General features: G+C 41.2%; 20 protein-coding genes, 1 pseudogene and 1 CRISPR repeat array. Of the genes and pseudogenes, 13 read left to right on the top strand and 8 right to left on the bottom strand.

Annotated features, from left to right (window positions below; translation table 11 throughout):
• The first annotated feature begins 193 nt into the window (after nucleotides 1–193).
• From H6G32_RS19830 to H6G32_RS19820, 3 genes are all read left to right on the top strand, one after another.
• Nucleotides 194–781, top strand: coding sequence for a hypothetical protein (locus H6G32_RS19830; RefSeq protein ID WP_190461328.1), 588 nt, complete (start codon nucleotides 194–196; stop codon nucleotides 779–781).
• Between the two features lie 226 nt (nucleotides 782–1,007).
• On the top strand, nucleotides 1,008–1,607 hold the full coding sequence (locus H6G32_RS19825; protein WP_190461326.1) for a gamma-glutamylcyclotransferase: 600 nt from the start codon (nucleotides 1,008–1,010) through the stop codon (nucleotides 1,605–1,607).
• Nucleotides 1,608–1,699: 92 nt separating this feature from the next.
• Entirely contained in the window at nucleotides 1,700–3,052 is a 1,353-nt protein-coding gene (locus H6G32_RS19820) for a selenium-binding family protein (RefSeq protein WP_190461324.1), read from the top strand.
• Between the two features lie 345 nt (nucleotides 3,053–3,397).
• A CRISPR array of direct repeats spans nucleotides 3,398–4,388; the repeat unit is 37 nt; unit sequence GTTGCAATTCATCAAAATCCCTATTAGGGATTGAAAC.
• 273 nt (nucleotides 4,389–4,661) lie between these two features.
• Here H6G32_RS19820 and H6G32_RS19815 read toward each other — a convergent pair.
• Together H6G32_RS19815 and H6G32_RS19810 are read right to left on the bottom strand one after the other, a co-directional pair.
• Entirely contained in the window at nucleotides 4,662–5,477 is an 816-nt protein-coding gene (locus H6G32_RS19815; RefSeq protein WP_190461322.1) for a type 1 glutamine amidotransferase, read from the bottom strand.
• A 40-nt stretch (nucleotides 5,478–5,517) separates the two neighbouring features.
• Nucleotides 5,518–6,009, bottom strand: coding sequence for a DinB family protein (locus tag H6G32_RS19810; protein WP_190461320.1), 492 nt, complete (start codon nucleotides 6,007–6,009; stop codon nucleotides 5,518–5,520).
• 336 nt (nucleotides 6,010–6,345) lie between these two features.
• On the opposite strand from H6G32_RS19810, the gene H6G32_RS19805 reads away from it, so the two are divergent.
• Entirely contained in the window at nucleotides 6,346–7,125 is a 780-nt protein-coding gene (locus H6G32_RS19805) for a hypothetical protein (protein WP_190461318.1), read from the top strand.
• Between the two features lie 480 nt (nucleotides 7,126–7,605).
• Here the strand turns inward: H6G32_RS19805 and H6G32_RS19800 are convergent, their stop codons facing one another.
• Nucleotides 7,606–9,198 (bottom strand): SDR family NAD(P)-dependent oxidoreductase, encoded by a 1,593-nt coding sequence (locus H6G32_RS19800; RefSeq protein ID WP_190461316.1) that lies wholly within the window; start codon nucleotides 9,196–9,198, stop codon nucleotides 7,606–7,608.
• Between the two features lie 477 nt (nucleotides 9,199–9,675).
• Complete coding sequence (locus tag H6G32_RS19795) at nucleotides 9,676–11,013, bottom strand: MurT ligase domain-containing protein (RefSeq protein WP_190461314.1); 1,338 nt, start codon at nucleotides 11,011–11,013, stop codon at nucleotides 9,676–9,678.
• Between the two features lie 257 nt (nucleotides 11,014–11,270).
• Here H6G32_RS19795 and H6G32_RS19790 point away from each other — a divergent pair, with 257 nt between their 5' ends.
• Nucleotides 11,271–11,861 carry a thylakoid membrane photosystem I accumulation factor gene (locus tag H6G32_RS19790; protein WP_190461312.1) on the top strand — a complete coding sequence of 197 codons (591 nt, stop codon included), beginning with the start codon at nucleotides 11,271–11,273 and terminating at the stop codon, nucleotides 11,859–11,861.
• A gap of 305 nt (nucleotides 11,862–12,166) precedes the next feature.
• Nucleotides 12,167–12,775 (top strand): hypothetical protein, encoded by a 609-nt coding sequence (locus H6G32_RS19785; protein ID WP_190461310.1) that lies wholly within the window; start codon nucleotides 12,167–12,169, stop codon nucleotides 12,773–12,775.
• Nucleotides 12,776–13,177: 402 nt separating this feature from the next.
• Here H6G32_RS19785 and H6G32_RS19780 read toward each other — a convergent pair whose 3' ends face one another.
• Nucleotides 13,178–13,597, bottom strand: a complete 420-nt coding sequence (locus H6G32_RS19780) for an RICIN domain-containing protein (protein ID WP_190461308.1) — start codon at nucleotides 13,595–13,597, stop codon at nucleotides 13,178–13,180.
• Nucleotides 13,598–14,068: 471 nt separating this feature from the next.
• Between H6G32_RS19780 and H6G32_RS19775 the strand changes: the two genes are divergently transcribed.
• The gene (locus tag H6G32_RS19775; RefSeq protein WP_190461306.1) at nucleotides 14,069–14,449 is read left to right on the top strand and encodes a glycosyltransferase; all 381 of its coding nucleotides are present in this window, start codon (nucleotides 14,069–14,071) and stop codon (nucleotides 14,447–14,449) included.
• A gap of 171 nt (nucleotides 14,450–14,620) precedes the next feature.
• Here H6G32_RS19775 and psb34 read toward each other — a convergent pair whose 3' ends face one another.
• A complete protein-coding gene (gene psb34, locus H6G32_RS19770) occupies nucleotides 14,621–14,791 on the bottom strand; it encodes a photosystem II assembly protein Psb34 (protein WP_190461304.1) in 171 nt (56 codons plus the stop codon).
• A gap of 311 nt (nucleotides 14,792–15,102) precedes the next feature.
• Here psb34 and H6G32_RS19765 point away from each other — a divergent pair, with 311 nt between their 5' ends.
• On the top strand, nucleotides 15,103–17,442 hold the full coding sequence (locus tag H6G32_RS19765) for a cation:proton antiporter domain-containing protein (protein WP_190461302.1): 2,340 nt from the start codon (nucleotides 15,103–15,105) through the stop codon (nucleotides 17,440–17,442).
• Between the two features lie 3 nt (nucleotides 17,443–17,445).
• On the opposite strand, the gene H6G32_RS19760 is transcribed toward H6G32_RS19765, so the two are convergent.
• Complete coding sequence (locus H6G32_RS19760; protein WP_190461300.1) at nucleotides 17,446–17,664, bottom strand: Hfq-related RNA-binding protein; 219 nt, start codon at nucleotides 17,662–17,664, stop codon at nucleotides 17,446–17,448.
• A 53-nt stretch (nucleotides 17,665–17,717) separates the two neighbouring features.
• On the opposite strand from H6G32_RS19760, the gene H6G32_RS19755 reads away from it, so the two are divergent.
• Complete coding sequence (locus tag H6G32_RS19755) at nucleotides 17,718–17,945, top strand: hypothetical protein (RefSeq protein WP_190461299.1); 228 nt, start codon at nucleotides 17,718–17,720, stop codon at nucleotides 17,943–17,945.
• Complete coding sequence (gene dapF, locus H6G32_RS19750; RefSeq protein WP_190461297.1) at nucleotides 17,912–18,751, top strand: diaminopimelate epimerase; 840 nt, start codon at nucleotides 17,912–17,914, stop codon at nucleotides 18,749–18,751. The genes H6G32_RS19755 and dapF overlap by 34 nt, the downstream gene beginning before the upstream one ends.
• 53 nt (nucleotides 18,752–18,804) lie before the next feature.
• Here the strand turns inward: dapF and H6G32_RS19745 are convergent, their stop codons facing one another.
• Nucleotides 18,805–19,257, bottom strand: a complete 453-nt coding sequence (locus tag H6G32_RS19745; RefSeq protein ID WP_242046664.1) for a late competence development ComFB family protein — start codon at nucleotides 19,255–19,257, stop codon at nucleotides 18,805–18,807.
• A gap of 714 nt (nucleotides 19,258–19,971) precedes the next feature.
• On the opposite strand from H6G32_RS19745, the gene H6G32_RS19740 reads away from it, so the two are divergent.
• The 3 genes and pseudogenes from H6G32_RS19740 to H6G32_RS19735 form a co-directional block, all read left to right on the top strand.
• Nucleotides 19,972–20,181: a hypothetical protein gene (locus tag H6G32_RS19740; RefSeq protein WP_190461293.1), complete on the top strand. Its 210-nt coding sequence runs from the start codon at nucleotides 19,972–19,974 to the stop codon at nucleotides 20,179–20,181.
• 209 nt (nucleotides 20,182–20,390) lie between these two features.
• Nucleotides 20,391–20,513, top strand: coding sequence for a hypothetical protein (locus H6G32_RS27150; RefSeq protein WP_255502573.1), 123 nt, complete (start codon nucleotides 20,391–20,393; stop codon nucleotides 20,511–20,513).
• A gap of 143 nt (nucleotides 20,514–20,656) precedes the next feature.
• Nucleotides 20,657–21,667: pseudogene (locus H6G32_RS19735) on the top strand (hypothetical protein); the annotation flags it as partial.

Raw genomic sequence — 21,667 nt, 5'->3', positions numbered from 1 at the left:
TTTATTGTGTAGTTGCATAAATTTATCAGCCCTTTCTGATAAGTTAGTAGGTATTTGCATTGAAGAGAGCAGATTTTTACATTTCTCTACACCTGCTTTTGTGATTAGTTATTAGTAATTTAATTACTAAATAATCACTACTGGGTACTGACTACTAATAAGCTATCTTGCTAAAATCACTAGGAAAAACCTCATGAAAGGAAACTTAACCAACAATCAAGAGCAATTTTTAACTGCTTTGATTTTAACTGGAATTTTGTCTGTTAGTAGCGGATTAACACCAATAAAAGATGCCTCTGCCGCTTCTACAAATCTGTCGCTAGAAACTACAAATCAAGTTTTAAAAGAGAACGCTAAACCAGACAGTATTAAACCTGTACCAATTCCCGCCAATGAGTTACCACCACCTTTAGATGAAGGTGTGGTACTTCGAGAAATCGCTAGTGGTGGCATTACTGGCAGAACCTACGAAACTGTTTTACGCAAAGATGGCATATTGATCCGTGTGCGGATAGGTGATGCTAATGATTCTGAACGTAGCGTACGCCGCGTTTCTTTGCAACAGGTGCAAAAGTTTGAACAATTACTAGATAAAAAGAGATTTAGTAAATATCAAAATCTGAGTTATCCAGCACCCAACGGTTCTGCGGATTTCATTAGCTACACCCTCACGAGCCAAGTAGGTACTTTTCAGTATAATGATATTTCTCAAGATAGCCTACCAAAGACATTACAGTCTGTTGTCGAAGCCTGGAATCAACTCAGAACTAATGCCCAATAATGTTTTGAAATTTGTTTCTGGTGGTTATTGCTGAAATTGGAGGAAGGGGAGAAGATTTACCGGCGTTGCTGAATTAGAATATGAACTTGGGAAATTCAACCTTTTTAAGCTTGATTCTTTGCGACGAAAGCGCCTTTGCGTGACACATATTCATATTTTTAATCAGCAACGCCGATTTACCTTTTCCTCTTTAATCAAGGCTTTTATAGCGGTTCTCCCTGGATCGATGGGTAATCAAAGTGGACACTCGCACCACAGTTGGGTACAATCTCATAATCCTGCACAGCTAAAGTTGAAATTGCAACAACAGCCACACCGAGAGCAAATGTTTTACTATTTTGCTTATGGATCTTGTATGTGTCCTGTGGATTTAAAGCGATCGCTTGGTGAAAACACTCACCCTTACGTCATCAGCCCAGGAATCTTAAAAAGTTATCGACTAGGATTTTATCTCTATTCTCCTAAACGCAATTGTGGGGTTTTGGATGTAGTCAAAGATCCCCAAGCTAGCGTTAAAGGGGTGCTTTATCGGCTACCTTGGCGACTGAGTGAACACTTAGATAAACGAGAAGGTGTCCTCCAAGGCGTCTATCGCCATGAGTTAGTAGATATTCACTGCCACAATCAGATATATAAAAATGTTCGCACATATACAGTAGTTAATAAGTTGCCAGAAGAAATGCCGCCAAATGATTGGTACTTTAACGTTGTGATGCGGGGTGCTATTACCTGCGGGTTACCAGAAGAATATTGTTGGCATTTGTTTAATCATATGCACCAACTACAACAGCGCCATCAAGAAGGGCAAATTAGGCGATCGCCTTAATTATCTCCCATCACAACCCAAGCAATGACAGACAGAATGTGCAAACATTCATATTAATAACCATTTATTGTACCTTGTTAAGGTGTAAAACTATGAATCATGCTTGTTGTGGCCCTGGTTATGCTTCCCCAGCAGCAGCGATGGAGGGAGAACGGGAAAAGGTGCTTTATGCGATCGCACTTTATACAGGAACAGGTATCGAAGAACCAGATTATCTCGCCACTGTAGACGTTGATCCCAATTCCCCTACTTACTCTAAAATCATACATCGCCTATCAATGCCTTACATTGGCGATGAATTGCACCATTTTGGGTGGAATGCTTGCAGTTCATGCCACGGCGACGCTAATAAATCTCGGCGGTTCTGCGTAATTCCCGGACAAAGGTCTAGTCGCATTTATATAGTTGATACAGCAGAGACGAAAGCGCCAAAACTGCACAAAGTTATTGAACCAGAAGAAATTTTAGCCAAAACCAATTTAACTGCACCCCACACAGTACATTGTTTAGCAGATGGTCATGTAATGATTTCCATGCTAGGAGAAGGGGAGGGAAATGGCCCCGGTGGCTTTTTGCTATTAGATGAGAATTTTGAGATAGCTGGACGGTGGGAAAACAAAGCTGATGGGATGCGGTTTAACTATGACTTTTGGTATCAGCCGCGCCATAATGTAATGGTCAGCAGTGAATGGGGCGCACCTAAAACCTATTACCCAGGCTTTGACCTCAAGGATGTAGCCGCTGGTAACTATGGTCATCATATCCATTTCTGGGATTGGTCAACAAGGGAGATTACCCAATCTGTTGACTTGGGGGAAGAAGGGTTAATTCCTTTAGAACTGCGCTTTCACCACAACCCCGACAGCACCCATGGATTTGTCGCTGCTGCACTTAGTAGTAATGTTTGGCATTGGCAAAAGTCTAACGAACAATGGCAAATAGAGAAAGTAATTGACATCCCATCGGTGGAGGTTGCAGGCTGGCCCATACCTGTACCATCGTTGATTACAGATATCTTAATTTCGATGTGCGATCGCTATATTTATTTCTCCAACTGGCTACATGGAGACATTCGTCAATATGATATCAGCGATCCTGCTCATCCCCAACTCACCGGTCAAGTTTGGTGCGGTGGTTTGCTGGGTAAAGGTGGTGAAGTTCAAGGTCATCAATTGGCAGGTGGGCCGCAGATGTTACAACTAAGTCTAGATGGTAAGCGGCTATATGTGACAAATTCTCTGTTTAGCACTTGGGATAATCAGTTTTATCCTGAATTATCTAAAACTGGCTCATATTTATTGCAGGTTGACTGCGATACTGAAAATGGCGGTCTGAAAATCAACGAAAATTTCTATGTTGACTTTGGTAAAGAACCAGCAGGCCCATCTCGCGCTCATGAAATGCGCTATCCTGGCGGTGATTGCACCTCTGATATTTGGATTTGACTTGGGGGCTAGAAGATTTTTGTTTTACCAGAATCTAGAAAACCTACTGGTGAACTTCTCCCCACCCCCTTTTTAGCTAGATTTCTGGATGCTAGTTGCGCGGATGGGTAGGTGTACAAATTTGATCACTGAAAAAAACGCCTGTATCTCAATGACTGTAAGCATTTCAGCCTCTTATCACCCAATTTCGATCCGCGCAAACTCTGAAAGGCTTACAATAAAAGGGTTTCCGCCTTTTTTTTCTTTGTCCCTCTTTTCAACCAACGGCTGGAATGGTATATTAATGATCGATTCGCGCAACTGCACCTTGAAAACTAAATATAGTATGGGTTCCAGACCCCCGCGGTTGCAATTCATCAAAATCCCTATTAGGGATTGAAACTATGTTAACCCCCCTACGCCATCGAAAAAATGGGGTTGCAATTCATCAAAATCCCTATTAGGGATTGAAACACGTGATAGCGGTAGTATCCGAGAAAGTGGAATCAAGTTGCAATTCATCAAAATCCCTATTAGGGATTGAAACAGGGTGCAAGGAAATAATTGATCAATTTGATCAATAGTTGCAATTCATCAAAATCCCTATTAGGGATTGAAACTTTGACGGCGATCCATCTTCTTTGCACCAAGGCGAAAATGTTGCAATTCATCAAAATCCCTATTAGGGATTGAAACAAAGGAATACCTTCGACAATATATTGGTTGGCGTAGTTGCAATTCATCAAAATCCCTATTAGGGATTGAAACGTAGATATTTACTTTAATCTCCTGACCGTTCAAAACTTTGTTGCAATTCATCAAAATCCCTATTAGGGATTGAAACGAATGTCTGCTACATAAAGATCCTGTGACTGCCTCTCGTTGCAATTCATCAAAATCCCTATTAGGGATTGAAACGATTGATAAGTAAACTTGCACAAACCTATGGTAATGTTGCAATTCATCAAAATCCCTATTAGGGATTGAAACTTCTTCCTCTTCACCCTTTAAAATTTGCTGAACTTGTGCATCGTTGCAATTCATCAAAATCCCTATTAGGGATTGAAACTAATTTATTGGGGACTGATTGCATTTTTCACACGTTGCAATTCATCAAAATCCCTATTAGGGATTGAAACTAGCTTGCACTAATTCCTTATTTGCAATCCTGGCTTGGTTGCAATTCATCAAAATCCCTATTAGGGATTGAAACTTACTTGCGTTTGACACAGTTCGGCACTCATCAAAGGGTTGCAATTCATCAAAATCCCTATTAGGGATTGAAACTTCGGGCTACATGGTATTCCATCAATAATCATTGTTGCAATTCATCAAAATCCCTATTAGGGATTGAAACCATCAAATCAAGAAATTTTCTTTACACCTCGAAGTTGCAATTCATCAAAATCCCTATTAACCCAAGTTGCGGATAATAGGTAATGGGCAATAGGTAATTGGTGATTAAATCCCAGCTTTCATCCTGTTCATCCTTTAATCCTGGACATCCTGATGCTGACAGTTTTCCTAACTAGCAACTTACGTTATTAGGGATTGAAACAAAATCTGCCGCCGTAGTTCCCCATCTGTCTACAGGGTGAAGAATTACGGCGATTGGTGAAAAAGGTTAATTTTAAACCTTAGCCGGCGCAACAGGCAAACTCACCTTCAACCGCTTCAACATCGATTCCCGCGCTTGCATTGCCAAAGTGTCATCTAACTGTGACAAAGTAATAGCCTGCTGATACTTTAGGCGCAAACCAGTTTGAATTAACCAGTCAGCGACAAAAGGATTTTTTGGTAACAATGGCCCGTGGGAATAAGTGGCGATCGCATTTTGATAAAAAGCACCCTCTGTCCCATCCTCACCATTATTCCCCAAACCATACACCACACGCCCCAAAGCTTCCACCTTCCCTAGCTTTGTACGTCCACCGTGATTTTCAAACCCCACCAAATAGGGTGTAGTTCCCGTCATCTCTTTTAAGTCCTGCGCCAACCGAGAAGCGGTAACTTCAATCACCAAATTACCAATACAGCGCTTAGTATTTTCACCAGGATGGATAGAAACTAAATCCAGAATGCCTAAACCTTCAATTCGCTGTCCTAATGCCGGTTCATAATAATGTCCCAGCAATTGGGGAGAACCACAGGTAAAAACTCCCGGTGTGCCATTTTCTATCTTCTCCCGCATAGCCTCGGCCTTTGCACCCTGCAAATCCCGCATGACTATCTCTTGCTGGCGATCTTGTGCACCACCACCGACGATCACATCTACAGACTTAATATCTGCTGCTGTAGAGTTTTGATCGAGAGGTAACACCTTTACATCATACCCCCGCCACTGAGCGCGACGTTCTATAGTAATCACATTTCCGCGATCGCCATAGGTACTCATCAGCGTCGGATATAGCCAACCAATTGTAATTTCTAACTTTCGAGAACTCATAACTTTTTACCCATAACAGCATAATTCATAATTTTTCTCCCTATGCTCGGAGAATCCGGTGCAGATCCAACACTGGGGGGTCAATTTCCGTTTGGCACAGCATATCGTGAATTTGTCCTCGATGGTGGGTTTGGTGATTAAAAAAGTGAGCCACCAACAAGTTAACCGGGTCGGTATAAATCGTACCCTTAACATTTTCGTAAGTAATTGTTCCCACCAAGAAGTCACGATCTAAACCAGCAATAAACGCTTCGATGAACTCATCTTCTAATACCCGCGCTCTACGTAGCTCATCGTAATCATCATAGAGAATAGCATCAACTCCTGCCCATGGCATCTCTTGACCGGCAAAGCGTCCCATCCAAATGCGGTCAACTATGATTAAATGATTCAGCGTTCCATGAATACTTTTAAAAAATGCTGGTCGAATCTGCTTCCGTTCTGCATCGGTTAGCAGCGCACAAACTTCATATAACCGCCGATTTGCTAGAGAATTGTAACGTGCGAGCATCTGAAAATGTAGAATGGGCATATAGCTAATTTGATGATTTCGTATTTTATGTAACAGTTTTTTGGTATCATTGTCACGATAATCACAAAATAACTAACAAAAAATTTAGCCGAAAATCTGGGTATTAGTTAAATTCTTTCTGTTTAGGGCACAGAGGGCTTCAATTTCCCTTCATAACCAGATAAATATTTTTATGGATTGCAAAACCGCCACTTTGGCTTACCAAACAGAGAATCATCTGGAAAAAAATCACAATATTTTTCTAGAAACTTAGGAGTTTTTTAAATAGCAATATTTATTTAAATTCTGTTGTGCTGTTGGTAAATTGTTAATTTAAAGTCTTAATGGAGATTGTATATGCAGCTGATTGAAGCTCCCAATTTGGCAATAATTGCTTCTGAAAATGCGGTTCCTCTTTCTCAACTACCTCTGGTGTGGCAAAATATTGCCACAGGTGCAGCCAGTGTAGGACTCGATAACCCACAGAGTTATATTGAGATGGCCCAGTTGTTCCAATACAAATTAGAACAGGGTGACGTTGACTTATTTAGCGATCGCCCAGAGCTAGCTTACCTCAAACCGGCATTCTCCCAGCTATTCGGACAACTAGCTTATGAAGCTTTGGACTTTTACGGAAATGACCTGATAATTGATAGCTATCCCAATTTTGAAAAAATTCTTCAAGATATTGAGTCAAAAGGTGCAGAATATGCTAATGAGGCAAAAGTTGCTCGCATTGGCATAGAACTTTTCGATGAGTTCGGATACGAAATGCCTGCTAGCTTCTATCACGTCCATCTAGCTCCAATTTACCGGGATCATGTGTTTGAAGAACGCGCTTTACGATTTGACAAGCGTGACATAGCACATAAGCGTTCCTGGGATGCTGTGCTACATGCGGGAAAAGTCTTCGCTATCCAAATGAAGGTACAAAGCATCGCTTCCAAGTACGGTTTTACTTATCAACACGGCTGCGGTTGCAATTCTCACCTATCTTCTATTGATGCATCTGAAGGAGTATTTGAGTATGAATTCAGTGCAGAAAAGCGTCAACGCTGGATTAGAAGTTTTATCTGGACTGCTTGGTATGAGTATGCTTTCTTTCCCATTGTGCCTAACACTAGTTATTTAGTGTGAATTTAAGATCATCCTAACTAACTAAATACAGAACAAATAACCCCTGATATTCCATAGGAGTGTAGCAACTCTACTTAATTAGGACTAAAGCTGCGTGTCATAAGCTGACAATCCTATAATGTGCATACCATCATTCAATCTAACTCTTGTGGGGTGGGCAGGAAAGCCCGCCCTTGATGTTCAAATTAAAAGCCCAACAGCTTACTCAATGTAAGATTGTCGGGTGCGTCAGATAGCGAAAATCTGTTGATTATTACCGAATTATCAAGCCTGAGGTACCCTACAAAGCCATGCCAGTTACGTAAGTCCTGTTTATTAGGGGTTTTTCCCAATTATCACATCATCACCATGTTAGCCATGAGATGATTGATGAGCTATTCAAGTTAATAGCTGGCTTAGTGCTATTCACAATGTTTCTACAGCCGTTGAAGCCTCGTAAACGGGCGAAGCTATTGAGGTAAGGGTACGATTAAGTTAGTCTTACTTTTTTTCGGATTGTAAAATCATAGGTTTGTGATAATTAGATGTATAACCAGGTAAGATTTCTACCCCAGGCTGAGTTAACCTCAGTGTTAAAGAAAGTCGGATTTTACCACTCTGATTACGTATAGAACGATGTACGAGCTTATCAGTAAATAGCACGAATTCCCCAGGACGTAACACTACAGGAATAGCTTTTTTTGCAACTTCATTAGGAATCTCAAAAAAGTGATTACCACTAAAAGGATCAGTTACTTTGATCTGACAGTTCTTAAAGCAAGCATTAGGGATATACTCAAAACCATTATACTCATTAACTTCTGTCAAAGCTATATAAGCATGAATAGTTTTACCATCTCCTTTAAGCAATTTAGGATAAGAGTCTTGATGCCAAAAAGGAATTAATTGTTGAGCCGGATAATTTACCCACAGTTCTGTCCGCCATAATACTAAATTCTCTCCTAAATGTTCAGTTAGCTTTTCTAATAAAGCCTTATTGTGACATAATTGCAAAATTATGGGTGAGTCTAAATGTCTCTCCATGTAAAAAGATTTTTTAAATAATTGAATTATTATCAGGTAAAAAGACCCCAAATCAAATTTAATCAATGCTAATAATAGTTGAGTAAATATTATCCTTTTTGGCAATCTTGGCAAAACTTTAGTTAAAACATTTTTGGTAATATCAGCCAGTTCCTTGCTGTTTAAATTGAGAGAATTTGCTCCCCAAATGCCATCAGTTCCATGATAATTAATTTCCTGCAAATTCTGCTGTTGATTGCAACCAGTCCATAATAAACTACGTTCCCATAGTTCCTGTAGTATTTCTTGATTTTGTGCTATTTTAGGTAATGGAATTTCTTTGTTAAGACTGTCTAAAAATTTTCCACTAATATTTTGATAGTCTGGGGAAGTAGTACAAACAAGCGTGCTATATGCTCCAGCTTCCGGGGAAATACCTAAACCTAAATATTTACTCAGGCGATGCCATATAGTAATATTTGATTGCACAAACCCTGGATGAATTGCGTTAACAGTAATTTGAAAATTATTTAATCGTTGAGAAAGTTCTTGAGTTAATAGCAATAAGCAGAGTTTAGAAATGGCATACAGGTTTATAAAATTAAACGGTGTTTTTTTCACTAATAAATCCCAGTTAATGCCACTTGGATACAATGCTAAATCTGACGATATCATAATAATGTGACCAGGGGCAGATTTTTGCATTTTTTCTAGTAATAAATAAGTGAGCAAGAAGTGCCCTAAATAGTTAGTTCCCCAAATTAGTTCAAACCCTTCTTTTGTTGTACCTCTGCGGTTAAATATACCTGCATTATTGACCAATATATGCAACGGTAAATTTTTGTTATTGAATAGTGTGACACAGTTACGAACTGAATCTAAAGAAGCTAAGTCAAGTGGTAAAAATGCGACATTTTGATTCCCTGTAGTTTGCCGGATGTATTCTATAGCCTTTGCTGCTTTAGTTGCTGAACGACAGGCAATAAATACATAATTACCTAATTTGGCTAAACCTACAGCCGTCATTAAACCTACACCGGAGTTACCACCTGTAACTAGACAGACTTGCATAATTGACTATCTCTCAGTATTTACTCACAATCAGTTGCTAATCTTGATCAAAATGTATTTTATTCACTTTGTAGTCATGTTTCTCAGGGAATTTACTGTTTTAATAACCGAATCTAATAATACTATCACACAGTAGCTTTTCACTCTCCCCACCTCTAAAATAAGAGTTTGCAGTCAGCAATTCCAAATTCAAATTTTGACAGGAGGTGAAGTCTACCTTGACGATAAAGGAGTATCTCTTCAAAGGCATCGAGACAGAGCCGATGACACTGAGTTTTGTGGTTTGATTAAAGTAATCCAAAATTGGCAGTTTTTGATCCAAAATCTACTCATTAACTGTTAGCTGATTTGAGACAATATATCGACTTCTAATATTCAGATTTATTCTTAAAATAAATGTGAAAAGTAAAAAAGTCATGCTGCACACAGCCATAGCTACGCGAACAGCATGACGTTTTACACTTTCCAAACATCCTCTTACAAAATTTTCCGACCAGTCAAGACTTCCCGCACTTCTAGCATGGCTGAATAGGTGGGTAGAATGTGTAACGTTTGATCTTCTGGTGTATGCTCTAAGGCAGTGGCGATCGCCTGACGCAAATCTTCTTCTACAATCAAGTTAACTGGACTCTCAACAGATGTCTGGCTATAACGCAGACGTAGAGCCATATCATAAACGCGATCGCCACTAACTACCAAAGTCCCGCCCCGTTCTACCAGTTTTTCTGTGTCTACATCCCAAATCCATGATACATCAGTACCATCAGGCGTGCGATCGTTTAAGACTAGCAGAGTAGTTTTATCAGTACTTTGAGTTACCACGCGAATAGTCTCATTCGTCCCCACGGGATTTTTTGATAACAGAATCCGTACCCGTTTACCATTAATTGTTAAATCTTCCGCCCGACCAAAAGCAGCTTGGAAATTGTTAATTGTATCTCTAATTGTCCCTTGATCAACTCCCAACTCCTGGGCGGCTGTTGCTGCCGCCAAAGTATTATATTTGTTGTATAAACCAACAAGAATCTGCGACCATTCCCTACTTTCCAAAGTCGGTTTACTCTTAGTAAAGCCGCAACTAGGACAAGTGAAATCTCCCAAATGAGATAAATAAACACCTTTGTAATCTAGAGAATGTCCACACTTAGGACAGTAGATAGAATCAACAGCGTGAGGTATGGCTTCTAGATAGTGTTCTGGTTCATTCAAGCCAAAAAATAACACCCGTTGAGATAACTGCTGACCGAGAAGTGATAAAGTCGGGTCATCAGCATTGGGAATAACCACCGTTTCCGGTGGTAGAGTAGCGATAACCTTTGTCCAACGCTTGCTAATGCTGTCTACCTCCCCGTACCTGTCGAGTTGGTCACGGAACAAGTTTAAACAAAGGATAATGCGCGGTTGCAGCGGTTTCAATACCTTGGGTACAATATTCTCGTCAACTTCCAAAATGGCATAATCTACATCCAGCGTTCCCAGCAAGTTAGTATTTTCAATCAACGCTGTCATCAAGCCATTTTCCAGATTTGCACCTGTAGAATTATGAGCGACGCGGTATCCCTTGCGTTCCAACATGGTGCATAACAGCAGCGATGTGGTAGTTTTGCCATTAGTACCAGCAATCAAAATCACCCCATTTTTGACTTGCTGACTCAATAATTCCAAAATTCGGGGTTCAATGCGACGGGCAATTGAGCCTGGTAATACACTAGCAGATCCCAAATGTAGCGATCGCACTAAAAACGTCACACTTTTTGCCACCGACACCGCGAAACCTAGTCGCAGTCTATCTATGAATTGTATTTTGTTTCCCACAGCGGTTGCTAAAAATAGCCTTTAATTGCAAATTTAATCTTGTGAGTCTAGCGAATCCTTGCCGAAAAAGCCAGACAGATTTTGGAATGTAAATACTCCTAATTAAGGTGTTTCCCCACCCATTGACAAGAAAGCATCCCACTAAGCGTTATCTTAAAAATGATGCGTGGACGTAATTGACGTAATTATATCTCCAGCCAAGTTGGCTGAGTTCAGCACAAACTTAGGGAAAATAGTAGCTTGAAAGGTTCCATTTGATGAATAGCATAAAGTGGCTTTTTTTACAAAAAAAAATAATCGCTGACTGGCACCGATTAGTATCTAAATGCTTGGTGCTGCTGGCTTGCTTGTTGATAATCAGTATGCAGCCAGCATTGGCAGGCATTAAAGACGACAGATATGACGGCAATATTTTTGTAGTTTATGCTGGTAATGGGTCACTAGTGCCTCCCAGAGAAACCCTAGCCCAGGCTTTAAAAGAACATAAACCGATAATCTTGTTATTTTATGTCGATGACAGCAGCGATTGCAAGGAATATGCGATCGTCCTTTCACAGGTGCAAGCATACTATGGACGGGCAACAGAGATTATCCCTGTAGATGTCGATATCATCCCACCCCAACAGACATACGAACCTACAGAACCAGGATACTACTACTCTGGGGGTGTTCCCCAAGTCGTAATGATTAACCAATCAGGTCAGGTAGTCTTAAATCAGAAGGGTCAAGTGCCCTATGAAGACATAGACGACAAGTTTCGGGAAATGCTGGATTTATTACCCCGCACCGAAACAACAGAGTTAAAGCGACGCGCATTCAATGAGTTTAGCAGTGAGCTAAGTAAGTGAATTATCTGACTTTTCACTGTTATTTGCAAAACCTCTCTCCTTGAAATGTAGAGACGTTAAATACAACGTCTCTAGATTGAATTTTCTCCTGAACCATTAGGGACATAGCAATGCTGTGCCCCTAGGGACTATTGCATTCAACGCAAAACCTTAATTTTAGTTTTATCTGATACTGCAATTCTATTTCTGCCAAGAGATAATGTTTAAATATCATCTCATATAGCTAGCATCTAACAAAAAGCTAGAAATTAGTCCCTAGTTAAGAACTAAGTGACTAATCACTAATGACTAACAGGTTGGTTCTGATGACAAAGGTTTACACTACCCAGCAGTTAATCCAAGTTTTGGCAGCCGAACGCCAAGCATGCCTTAAGGGAGAACGCCTAAAGTTAGAGTTAACAGTTTCTGGCAATCCTGTCTTAGACCAGTTTATCAGAACTGATGGGCTGCAACAGTTCTCCGCCTATCAAGATTTTAAAGCTGCTATTCACGACTATCAAAGAGAAAATCAAGTTTCTGGCATTATCTGGAAAGATGTGACGCTTAAAGGTCAAACCTTGCATTATCCAGAAGTCGATGCTGAATTAATTGCTTTAGCCAGTGACTTGGAAATATTAAAGGCGTCCAAAAATTCTATTTGGGAATTTTGGTTTGTAGTTACTGCGGCAATGGACTTACATTTGAGTTTTAGTAACGGCAAATTATATCAACAAGTTAGCATTATAGATGTTGAGAGAATTGCTCAAAGAACAGAGTGGGCAAGTTTGTGGAAGTATGAAAACTCTAACTTTTTAGAAATAATTTTGCAGTTGGGTTGGGGTAAACCAGAAGAAGCCAAATATAAAAGAGGAAGGCCGCATTCAGGTAGCGAATTTATTCATGCGGTTAATCCGGGTAATCAACCTATTGGCTGATAATTGGCTGTTTCAATTCTCCGTCTCCGCAAAGGGGGACTGTAAAGCACTGCCTTTTTTCTAGAAGGCGTAAAAGGCGTTAAATATACTTTACTAAAAAAGTAAGAACAATTAGGGCGCGGCAGGTGGGTTTCAAAGCACGTATTCTCCATAGCGTCCCCAATTCCACCAGTTGCACAGTCAGGGTTTGCCGACAAAACTTGGGATTTTTGAGAATGGCAGTCTCTGATTGAAAACAGGTTAAGGTAGTAACAGACTTGGCAAGAATACTAAAATATAAACTCAGTTTTTCTTACCAAGCCTGTTTGTTTGCTTGCAATATTTAAGAACCCTGTGAAGTCGGGCTTATTGACAAGAACAACCCCTATTTTGAATGGTTTATTTTTCCCTTAACGACAAGAACTATTGGGCTACAAGCACAAGTTCCCAAGCCTGTGTAGGATCAGTCCCAATAACTTCGATTGGAGCTCTTGGTACAGCAAGAATAACCGGAGTACCTAAGTCACTACTGCCGTTTAAAACCTCTAAATGGAAGCCAGTCTCCTTATTTACAATCGTGCCCTTGTCTGTAAACAGCCATTGCTGAGTAGCTGTACCTATAGGATTAGCAACAACTTGTCTATTAAGCCCTTGACTTTCAATCGCAGAACCATTGAACTTACTAACTATTAGCCCCTGCTCATTAAATTTCCATTGCTGATTAGGTGTACCTATGGCTGCGTACAAAATGATTGGTGCTCCTGGTGCGGGATCGCTTGCTGTAATGTCTAATACAAGACCATTGAGCTTGCTTTTGATAAAAAAGTGGGTGGGTATACTCATGTTTGTTCCTTAGTTGAAAAATATTTGTTGGACTATTTGATTGAGAATGTTGGAAGCTTTGATGTCTTTCCAATGGCAAATTCAGGAATATTCTTTAAAAATACCTGAGTTTTTCAATCAATAATTCAGTCAGATTAAGTCAAATTCAGTTAAATTTCAGGTAATTTCAGGTAATTTCAGGTAATTTCAGGTAATTTCAGGTAATTTCAGGTAATTTTAGGTAATTTTAGGTACTTAATCTGAATTTGGCGGAAGTTTTACTGAAGTTGAGTTAAATTCAGGACTTAAAAACAATGCTTTTTGGAACTAATATAACTATATTAATGTTTGTGGTTTTCCTTTGATTTATCTCGCTTATCTAAGTAGCAGGATTTGCTTGACTCAAGATAGTTTAATTTAATTACCAAATATGATTAGCAAATAAGATGCGTTCGCCCTGATGTCATCTGTAATTTTTAGAAAGGTAAAATAATGAGTAAACATATTGTGCTGGCTACTACTGGCTCTTATGGGGATGTATTTCCCTTTATTGCGATCGCTCGGCAGTTAAAAGCACGGGGACATCATGCCGTAATCACAACCAGCGAGATTTTTCGCCAAACTATAGAATCGGAAGGAGTGGAGTTTTGTCCAATCAGACCTGATGGGTATATCAATATAGAACAAGCGGGGCAGTTTATCCAGTTGCTGGCAGAGTCTCAACAGGTGCTTGATTATGGCATCAGCTACTTAACAATGCCCCATTTACGGGCAACATATGATGATTTGATGCAGGCTGCACAAGATGCCGACTTACTGGTGACACACCCTCTGTCCTGCGCGGCGAGCCGAGTCTATGCATCTAACGACTAGATTTTGGATAAGGCTGACCAATGAAAGGATAACTTTAATGAAACCCCACAAAATGGATAATTTATTTCTTAAAAATCCCTAACAACAAAAAAAACCCCGGCGAAACTAACCGGGGCTAAGGAAAAATTACGAATGACGATTTAGATACAGCAAATCATGGTTAAAAAAGTATTAGCTAACCCCCAAGGCGACGAGAACTAAAGCTGCGACGAATAAAATGGCTGCTGCGCCTTGGAAGACATAGCGGCTTTGTTGTTCTGGTGAGGGGTAGGTGGCGTAGTAAGCTTTTGGCTCATTAGCGTAGTTATTTAGGATGCCTTGTTCGTTAACGGTGGTGTACATAAATTAAATTCTTTTCTTTTTTTTGTTAACTTATGTAAATAAATTTAACAATATTATTACGATTTGTCAATAGGGGTTGACACAAGATGTCAGACAAATTTAATAAGAAATACTTATACTAGATCAGAGATGTCTAGCGTAGATGCTTAGTCGCCTGCTGCCAGACACCTTTGTGTGAGGGTATTTCCGGGGAATATAGAGCCAGCAATCAGCACCTTAAATTTTGTCCTGGCGGCTCTGCTGAACTCCCCCTGAACAGATAAAATTTGTATCCTGAAGTTAATAGCTCTTAATGGTTCTTTTAAAAACTTGTGCAGGAAGATTTTAGGTTAATTGTTGATTTAGTGTCAGTTCTCGCCGTCGCCGCCTGTGGTGGACTGTTGGCGTCACTGTTAAAACAACCTGTGTTATTGGGGTATCTCATCGGCGGGATGATCGTTGGCCCTACTGGGTTGGGACTCATTAAAGAAGTTGTGCAAGTAGAAACCCTGGCTCAGTTTGGGGTGGCTTTTTTGTTATTTGCCTTGGGGGTAGAATTTTCGTTTGCGGAATTGAAGAAGGTAAAAGCGATCGCACTTGGGGGCGGTGGACTGCAAATTATTCTCACCATTTTGATTACAGTTGTGGTCTGTGGCGTCACCGGAGCCTGGGGAACCTTACCCGCTAAAGGTGTATTCTTGGGGTCAATTCTCTCCTTATCTTCCACCGCAGTTGTGCTCAAGTGCTTGATGGAGAGCAACGAAACAGAAACGCCCCACGGACAAGTGATGCTGGGAATTTTGGTGGTGCAGGATTTAGCCCTGGGACTGATGATCGCCGTCTTACCCGCTCTCCACGAACCACCAGAAGTCATTGGTGTCGCGGTGCTAACAGCGCTGCTGTGGATTGCGGTATTTGCCGCTGGTGCGATCGCTGCCAGTATTTGGCTAATTCCCCCTTTATTGAGAATGCTAGCCCGCACCGAAAGCCGAGAACTATTTTTGTTAGGGGTGGTAACTCTGTGTTTGGGTATTGCCCTACTGACAGAACATCTGGGGCTATCGATTGAGATGGGAGCCTTTGTCGCCGGCTTGATGATATCTGAGGTGGAGTACGCCGACCAAACCCTAACTTATGTAGAACCCCTGCGAGATATTTTTGCTAGTTTATTTTTTGCCGCCATTGGGATGTTAATCGACCCAGTGTTTTTGTGGAATAACCTAGAATTAATTCTCGGTTTAGTGGCCCTAGTTTTCGTTGGTAAATTTTTAATTATCACCCCCTTGGTGAAACTATTCCGCTATCCCTGGAAAACAGCCTTAATTGCTGGCTTGGGACTGGCGCAGATTGGGGAATTTTCCTTTGTTCTCGCCAGTGAAGGACAGGCCCTGGGGTTAGTTTCGCGCCGCATATATTTACTGACTTTGGGAACCACAGCAGTCACACTGATGCTGACACCGTTCGTCTTGCGGTTGGTGCCATTTTTATTTAACTTAGCTGAATCAATGCCTTGGCTGAAACCCTACTTAGACGGAGAAGGTCAGCCACAGGATGCTTCGGAAGATGTGCCACTGAAAGACCATGTAGTAGTTTGCGGCTATGGGCGAGTGGGTAAGAATTTGGTGAAGTTGTTGCAGCTACATCAGATTCCTGTAGTGGTCATCGATCAATCAGAAGCTAGAATTCAGCAGTTGCGGGAGGCTGAAATAGCTTACGTTTATGGCAATGGCGTCAGTTTTCATGTTTTGGAGACTGCTGGGGTAAACCATGCTAAAGGAATGGCGATCGCACTTCCCGACCCGATGAGCATCCGTCTGTGCTTGAAACGCGCTTTAGAACTGTGCCCAGAGTTGAATTTGGTTGTTCGCGCTACCCAAGATAAAAATATTGAGGTGCTTTACCAACTGGGGGCTAGGGAAGTAGTGCAACCAGAATTTGAAGCCAGTTTAGAAATGGCAACCTATTTATTAACTGATTTAGGCTTATCTACAGAAGTGGTGCAACGAGAAATGCAGCAAATTCGCAATGACCATTATTTAGATTTGCGCCCAGAACGTTCTGCTTCCGAGGTGTCCCGCTATTTGCAGCAAGTTACCCGTGATTTAAACCGCCGTTGGTATGCCCTACCAGCTGATTCGCCTCTCATTGGCATGAGCTTAGAAGAAGCGGATATGCGCTACCTCACAGGAACCAGCTTAATGGCTATTCGCCGCGCTAATGGTGAGGAAATCGATTATCCCAACAATCAAACTAAACTAGAAGCTGGCGATCGCTTGTTGGTGGTGGGAGCAGCTGAGGAACTGGCAGCTTTAGCAGAATTCGCTCAGGGACAGGTGGCTGTTCCTGGAGAAAATAGCGCTTGTCAGTGGATTGCAGTCAAGGCTGATTGTCCCATTTTGGGTAAAATCCTCGCGGATTTGGCCATTAGCGAGCAGTATGGGGTGAAGGTGCAGGCAATGCGGCGAGATGGCAAGTTTATCCGCTTCCCTAATGGCAGTATGGACTTACGAGACGGAGATCAAGTGTTGTTATGCGGTAGCCTGGCGAGTCTGAATCAACTACAACAGTTATTTGCCGCTAGCTGTAAAGTGCCCCTTGTGATTCCCCTAGGGAAAGCTGGTGAAGCAGAAGCCCTAAAAGAGTTTCTGCCTGTGGAAAATCCCTGGGAGTAGAGTCTAACTTTTGGGCTTGATGTAAGCGATCGCCTGCTTCCAAACAGTGAGTTGCTGACTGTTTTCATCCACAATACACATACATTGTGAGTCTTGCCATAAAACTCTACCTATGATCAAATCACCAGTCAACAGTTTCAACTCAATCGTTGCGGTTTGCTTAATCAGGTTTTGCACTTGCCGAATACTAGGCAGTGAGGTATCAAATTCAGTTGTTGCCATTTTTGGTAAAGCTGTATGCACATAATTTGGTAATGGGTAATGGGTAATGGGTAATGGGTAATGGGGACTGGGGACTGGGGACTGGGGAAAAAGCGATTACCAATTACCAATTACCAATTACCCATTACCCTTCGGGTTCGCCAGTTGCTCATGGGGGAAACCCCCAAGACCGCACTGGCTCACCAATTACCAATTACCAATTACCAATTACCCAATTCTTAATCATTAATAATTCATCTGCGGGAAAATGGCAATCGAATTTACTAAGTATCACGGTCTAGGCAATGATTTCATTCTGATTGATAATCGCGCCTCATCTACACCACGACTAACGCCAGAGCAAGCTATCCAATTGTGCGATCGCCATTTTGGCATTGGTGCAAATGGTGTGATTTTTGCCTTACCTGGGGAAAAAGACACGGACTACACCATGCGGATTTTTAATTCCGATGGTTCAGAACCGGAAATGTGCGGTAATGGCATTCGCTGTTTAGCCGGGTTTTTGGCAGAGTTAGAAGGAATGTCTCGGAACAAAGACCGCTATCGCATTCATACCCTCGCTGGCGTGATTACACCCCAACTCACCGAAGATGGTCAAGTGAAGGTGGATATGGGTTTACCCCGGTTACTCCCAGGCGAAATTCCCACAACTCTGGCAGCCGCTGACGCTAAAGTAATTAATCAACCTCTAGAAGTAGCGGGACAATCTTGGGATGTCACCTGTGTCAGCATGGGTAATCCCCATTGCATTACCTTTGTGGATGATGTAGCCGCCATTCCTCTAGAAAGCATCGGCCCCCAATTTGAACATCACCCAGTTTTCCCCCAAAGAACTAATACTGAGTTTATTCAAGTAGTCAGCCGTGACTACCTGAAAATGCGAGTTTGGGAACGTGGCGCAGGTATCACCTTAGCTTGTGGCACTGGTGCTTGTGCAGCCTTGGTGGCTGGGGTATTAACGGAAAGATGCGATCGCCTTGCAACTGTAGAATTACCTGGTGGCACATTGGAAATTGAATGGTCAGAAATCGACCAACGCATTTACATGACTGGGCCAGCAGAACGGGTATTCACAGGTAAGATATAACCTTTTGCGACTGTCTAGGGCGGGCTGAAAAGCCTGCCACGCCAATAAACAAGTTAAATTTGATGTTTCTCCCAGTCAAATATTTCCTTTTGTGAACGACCAGACTGACGCCAGGTGATTTTGCCTGTCGAAGTATTTATCAATGTTTGCTCAACAACAACAGTTAAATTTTCCCACGATAAATCTTCACATTGGAGCAAGACTTTTAGTCCTTGTAAAGCGACCGACGCTGCATTTTCTTCAGCAAAGATCAGCGGATCATTAGCACGCAGCGGATCTTGCTGTACAGCGATAATTCCCTGCCGTACAGCCGTGGTAATTTTCTCATACATCTCGGTTTTGCCGCGATGCCATTGGCGCTGCCACCCTCTTTTACTAGTAGCATACAGAGCAGGCAGACGATTCAAAGCATAGGCAATCACTTCAGACGCTTTAATGTATTTGACAGTTTTAGTGGGCAATGATTGGAATTGTTTCTCCATCTCCTCTGCCACTAGCACTTCCATCACATTTCGAGAACTTTTTGCGAATAGATTCTGCTTAGAATTTTGAATTGAAGAATTGGATGATGAATCAAAGATTGGCATCTTTAGCTAATTTATTTCAATCTAAGTTAAAGTTTTTAGTTTCTACCCCTACCCTGATGCTAATTGCAGCAAAATAACGCTAAAAGCCTTGTTTTGTAAAAATTCTGGGTCGATTTGAATTGAAATAGTTACAGAAAAATACTTTCAGACGTTTTGAATCCTATTCTTTTGCATACAGGTTGCAGCACAGTCAGGTCTTATCACAAAATTCGATAAGAATATTCTTTTTTGAAAGATTTTACATTTTAATGCAAGTATCTTATCTATTTTTATTGTTGTAAATGTGGATTATACTGATTTTTATTGTGTCCAAAAAATATTTTTTATATTTACTTTTTTAAATTTCTAGCTATTAGACATCTCCGACAAAATAGAGATGTTTCAGGGAACGTCTCTACAAGGGTTTTGGATAACGCATATTTAATTTTCACTGCTATGTCTATATGAATTTCTTGATGAAATTTTTATTTTCGGTTAATCCTATTTTATTTTTATCAACAGGTAGCTACTTACCACACTGATATTTGCTAACTCACATCTTGAACAACCATAAGTTAACACAGTTGTGTTGCAAAAAAAGGTTTTGTTTTATCCAGACACCCTTGGTTAGTCACCTTAAGTCTAGCCATATTTATGCCAGTCAGTTGTGTCTTTTGGTTTATTTTGGTTTGTGCGATAGCTGCGATCGCCGTTCGCGAAGCGTCTCGTAGAGAAGGCATCGCAGACTTAAAACCAATGCTAGCAGAAAATCAAGCCCTTCACAAGTTTAGTAACCGTAGATTTACTAACAGTAAATCCTGTTCATCAGCAACTGTGGCGAGACTAGTATTAATACTGTCCTAGATCCAGGGATAACTTTTTGTTTACACTACCAATTACACTAGAGTAGCTACTGTCTACCCCAGGTTAGCCATCTCAAAATATACCATTATGGATCCAACAGCTTTAAATCTAGCCGTTAAGCTAGCAATTATAGCCCTCTCGGAAAACAGCCAATGCTCATCTAATTTTTTTATCTGATCTGGATAAAAATACACAAAATAGATGAACTTATGGTATATAGTTTTTGTGTTTCCATCATTACCGTCACCAACCCTAGCAATAGTGGTACTGGTTCATTAAGAGATGTGATCACTAAGACACAAAATATCAATCCTTCCCGTCACCAACGATAGCACTACTAGTACATTAAGAGACACGATTGTCGAAGAGCGGGCGCAAGGCGCCATTGCATAGACTCAAGCGGGTTCGACTATTGCACTAGTATCAGATTTGCCAAAGTAAACAATTATCCCCACCAAGTGGCCAAATATATAATATGACTCTGATTATCACTCAAACTGATAACGTCACCTCCGTCAGCGAAGATGGTCTGACAGACAGTTACACTATTAAACTCAACAGCCAGCCAACAGATGTTGTTACTGTTACCATCACTAGCAGCGACAGCAACCAACTCACCACCAATGTTGCAACTTTGACCTTCGACGCCAACAACTGGAATGATGAGCAAACTGTAACCCTGTCGGCAATTCATGATTCGGTAGCAGAAGGCAATAACCAATTTTCAATCATCAATACAGCTACCAGCGCCGATACAAAATATAACAACCTTAGCACTTCTGTGACTGCGAGTGTTGGCGACAACGATACCGTAGGTCTAGTTATAACTCAAACTGATAACGTCACCTACGTCAGCGAAGATGGTCTGACAGACAGTTATACTATTAAACTCAACAGCCAGCCAACAGATGTTGTTACTGTTACCATCACTAGCAGCGACAGCAACCAACTCACCACCAATGTTGCAACGTTGACCTTCGACGCCAACAACTGGAATGATGAGCAAACTGTAACCCTGTCGGCAATTCATGATTCGGTAGCAGAAGGCTATAGCCAACTTTCAGTCACAAATACAGCTACCAGCGCCGATACAAAATACAACAACCTCAGCACTTCTGTGGCTGCGGATGTTGGCGACAACGATACCGTAGGTCTGATTATCACTCAAACTGATAACATCACCTACGTCAGCGAAGATGGTCTGACAGACAGTTACACTATTAAACTCAACAGCCAGCCAACAGATGTTGTTACTGTTACCATCACTAGCAGCGACAGCAACCAACTCACCACCAATGTTGCAACTTTCACCTTCGACGCCAACAACTGGAATGATGAGCAAACTGTAACCCTGTCGGCAATTAATGATTCGCTAGTAGAAGGCAATAACCAATTTTCAATCATCAATACAGCTACCAGCGCCGATACAAAATATAACAACCTTAGTACTTCTGTGGCTGCGGGTGTTGGCGACAACGATGTCGCC

This window comes from Cylindrospermum sp. FACHB-282 (assembly GCF_014697195.1).
Lineage (GTDB): Bacteria > Cyanobacteriota > Cyanobacteriia > Cyanobacteriales > Nostocaceae > Cylindrospermum.
Note: the sequence above shows the minus strand (reverse complement) of the source record. Positions and strands in the feature narration are given on the sequence as shown.

What these genes read in the sequence shown, in the direction of transcription:
- H6G32_RS19830 (WP_190461328.1), top strand. Translation starts at nt 194, where the DNA reads ATGAAAGGAAACTTAACCAACAATCAAGAGCAATTTTTAACTGCTTTG.
- H6G32_RS19825 (WP_190461326.1), top strand. Translation starts at nt 1,008, where the DNA reads ATGGGTAATCAAAGTGGACACTCGCACCACAGTTGGGTACAATCTCAT.
- H6G32_RS19820 (WP_190461324.1), top strand. Translation starts at nt 1,700, where the DNA reads ATGAATCATGCTTGTTGTGGCCCTGGTTATGCTTCCCCAGCAGCAGCG.
- H6G32_RS19815 (WP_190461322.1), bottom strand. Translation starts at nt 5,477, where the DNA reads ATGAGTTCTCGAAAGTTAGAAATTACAATTGGTTGGCTATATCCGACG.
- H6G32_RS19810 (WP_190461320.1), bottom strand. Translation starts at nt 6,009, where the DNA reads ATGCCCATTCTACATTTTCAGATGCTCGCACGTTACAATTCTCTAGCA.
- H6G32_RS19805 (WP_190461318.1), top strand. Translation starts at nt 6,346, where the DNA reads ATGCAGCTGATTGAAGCTCCCAATTTGGCAATAATTGCTTCTGAAAAT.
- H6G32_RS19800 (WP_190461316.1), bottom strand. Translation starts at nt 9,198, where the DNA reads ATGCAAGTCTGTCTAGTTACAGGTGGTAACTCCGGTGTAGGTTTAATG.
- H6G32_RS19790 (WP_190461312.1), top strand. Translation starts at nt 11,271, where the DNA reads ATGAATAGCATAAAGTGGCTTTTTTTACAAAAAAAAATAATCGCTGAC.
- H6G32_RS19785 (WP_190461310.1), top strand. Translation starts at nt 12,167, where the DNA reads ATGACAAAGGTTTACACTACCCAGCAGTTAATCCAAGTTTTGGCAGCC.
- H6G32_RS19780 (WP_190461308.1), bottom strand. Translation starts at nt 13,597, where the DNA reads ATGAGTATACCCACCCACTTTTTTATCAAAAGCAAGCTCAATGGTCTT.
- H6G32_RS19775 (WP_190461306.1), top strand. Translation starts at nt 14,069, where the DNA reads ATGAGTAAACATATTGTGCTGGCTACTACTGGCTCTTATGGGGATGTA.
- psb34 (WP_190461304.1), bottom strand. Translation starts at nt 14,791, where the DNA reads ATGTACACCACCGTTAACGAACAAGGCATCCTAAATAACTACGCTAAT.
- H6G32_RS19760 (WP_190461300.1), bottom strand. Translation starts at nt 17,664, where the DNA reads ATGGCAACAACTGAATTTGATACCTCACTGCCTAGTATTCGGCAAGTG.
- H6G32_RS19755 (WP_190461299.1), top strand. Translation starts at nt 17,718, where the DNA reads ATGGGTAATGGGGACTGGGGACTGGGGACTGGGGAAAAAGCGATTACC.
- dapF (WP_190461297.1), top strand. Translation starts at nt 17,912, where the DNA reads ATGGCAATCGAATTTACTAAGTATCACGGTCTAGGCAATGATTTCATT.
- H6G32_RS19745 (WP_242046664.1), bottom strand. Translation starts at nt 19,257, where the DNA reads ATGGAAGTGCTAGTGGCAGAGGAGATGGAGAAACAATTCCAATCATTG.
- H6G32_RS19740 (WP_190461293.1), top strand. Translation starts at nt 19,972, where the DNA reads ATGCCAGTCAGTTGTGTCTTTTGGTTTATTTTGGTTTGTGCGATAGCT.
- H6G32_RS27150 (WP_255502573.1), top strand. Translation starts at nt 20,391, where the DNA reads ATGGTATATAGTTTTTGTGTTTCCATCATTACCGTCACCAACCCTAGC.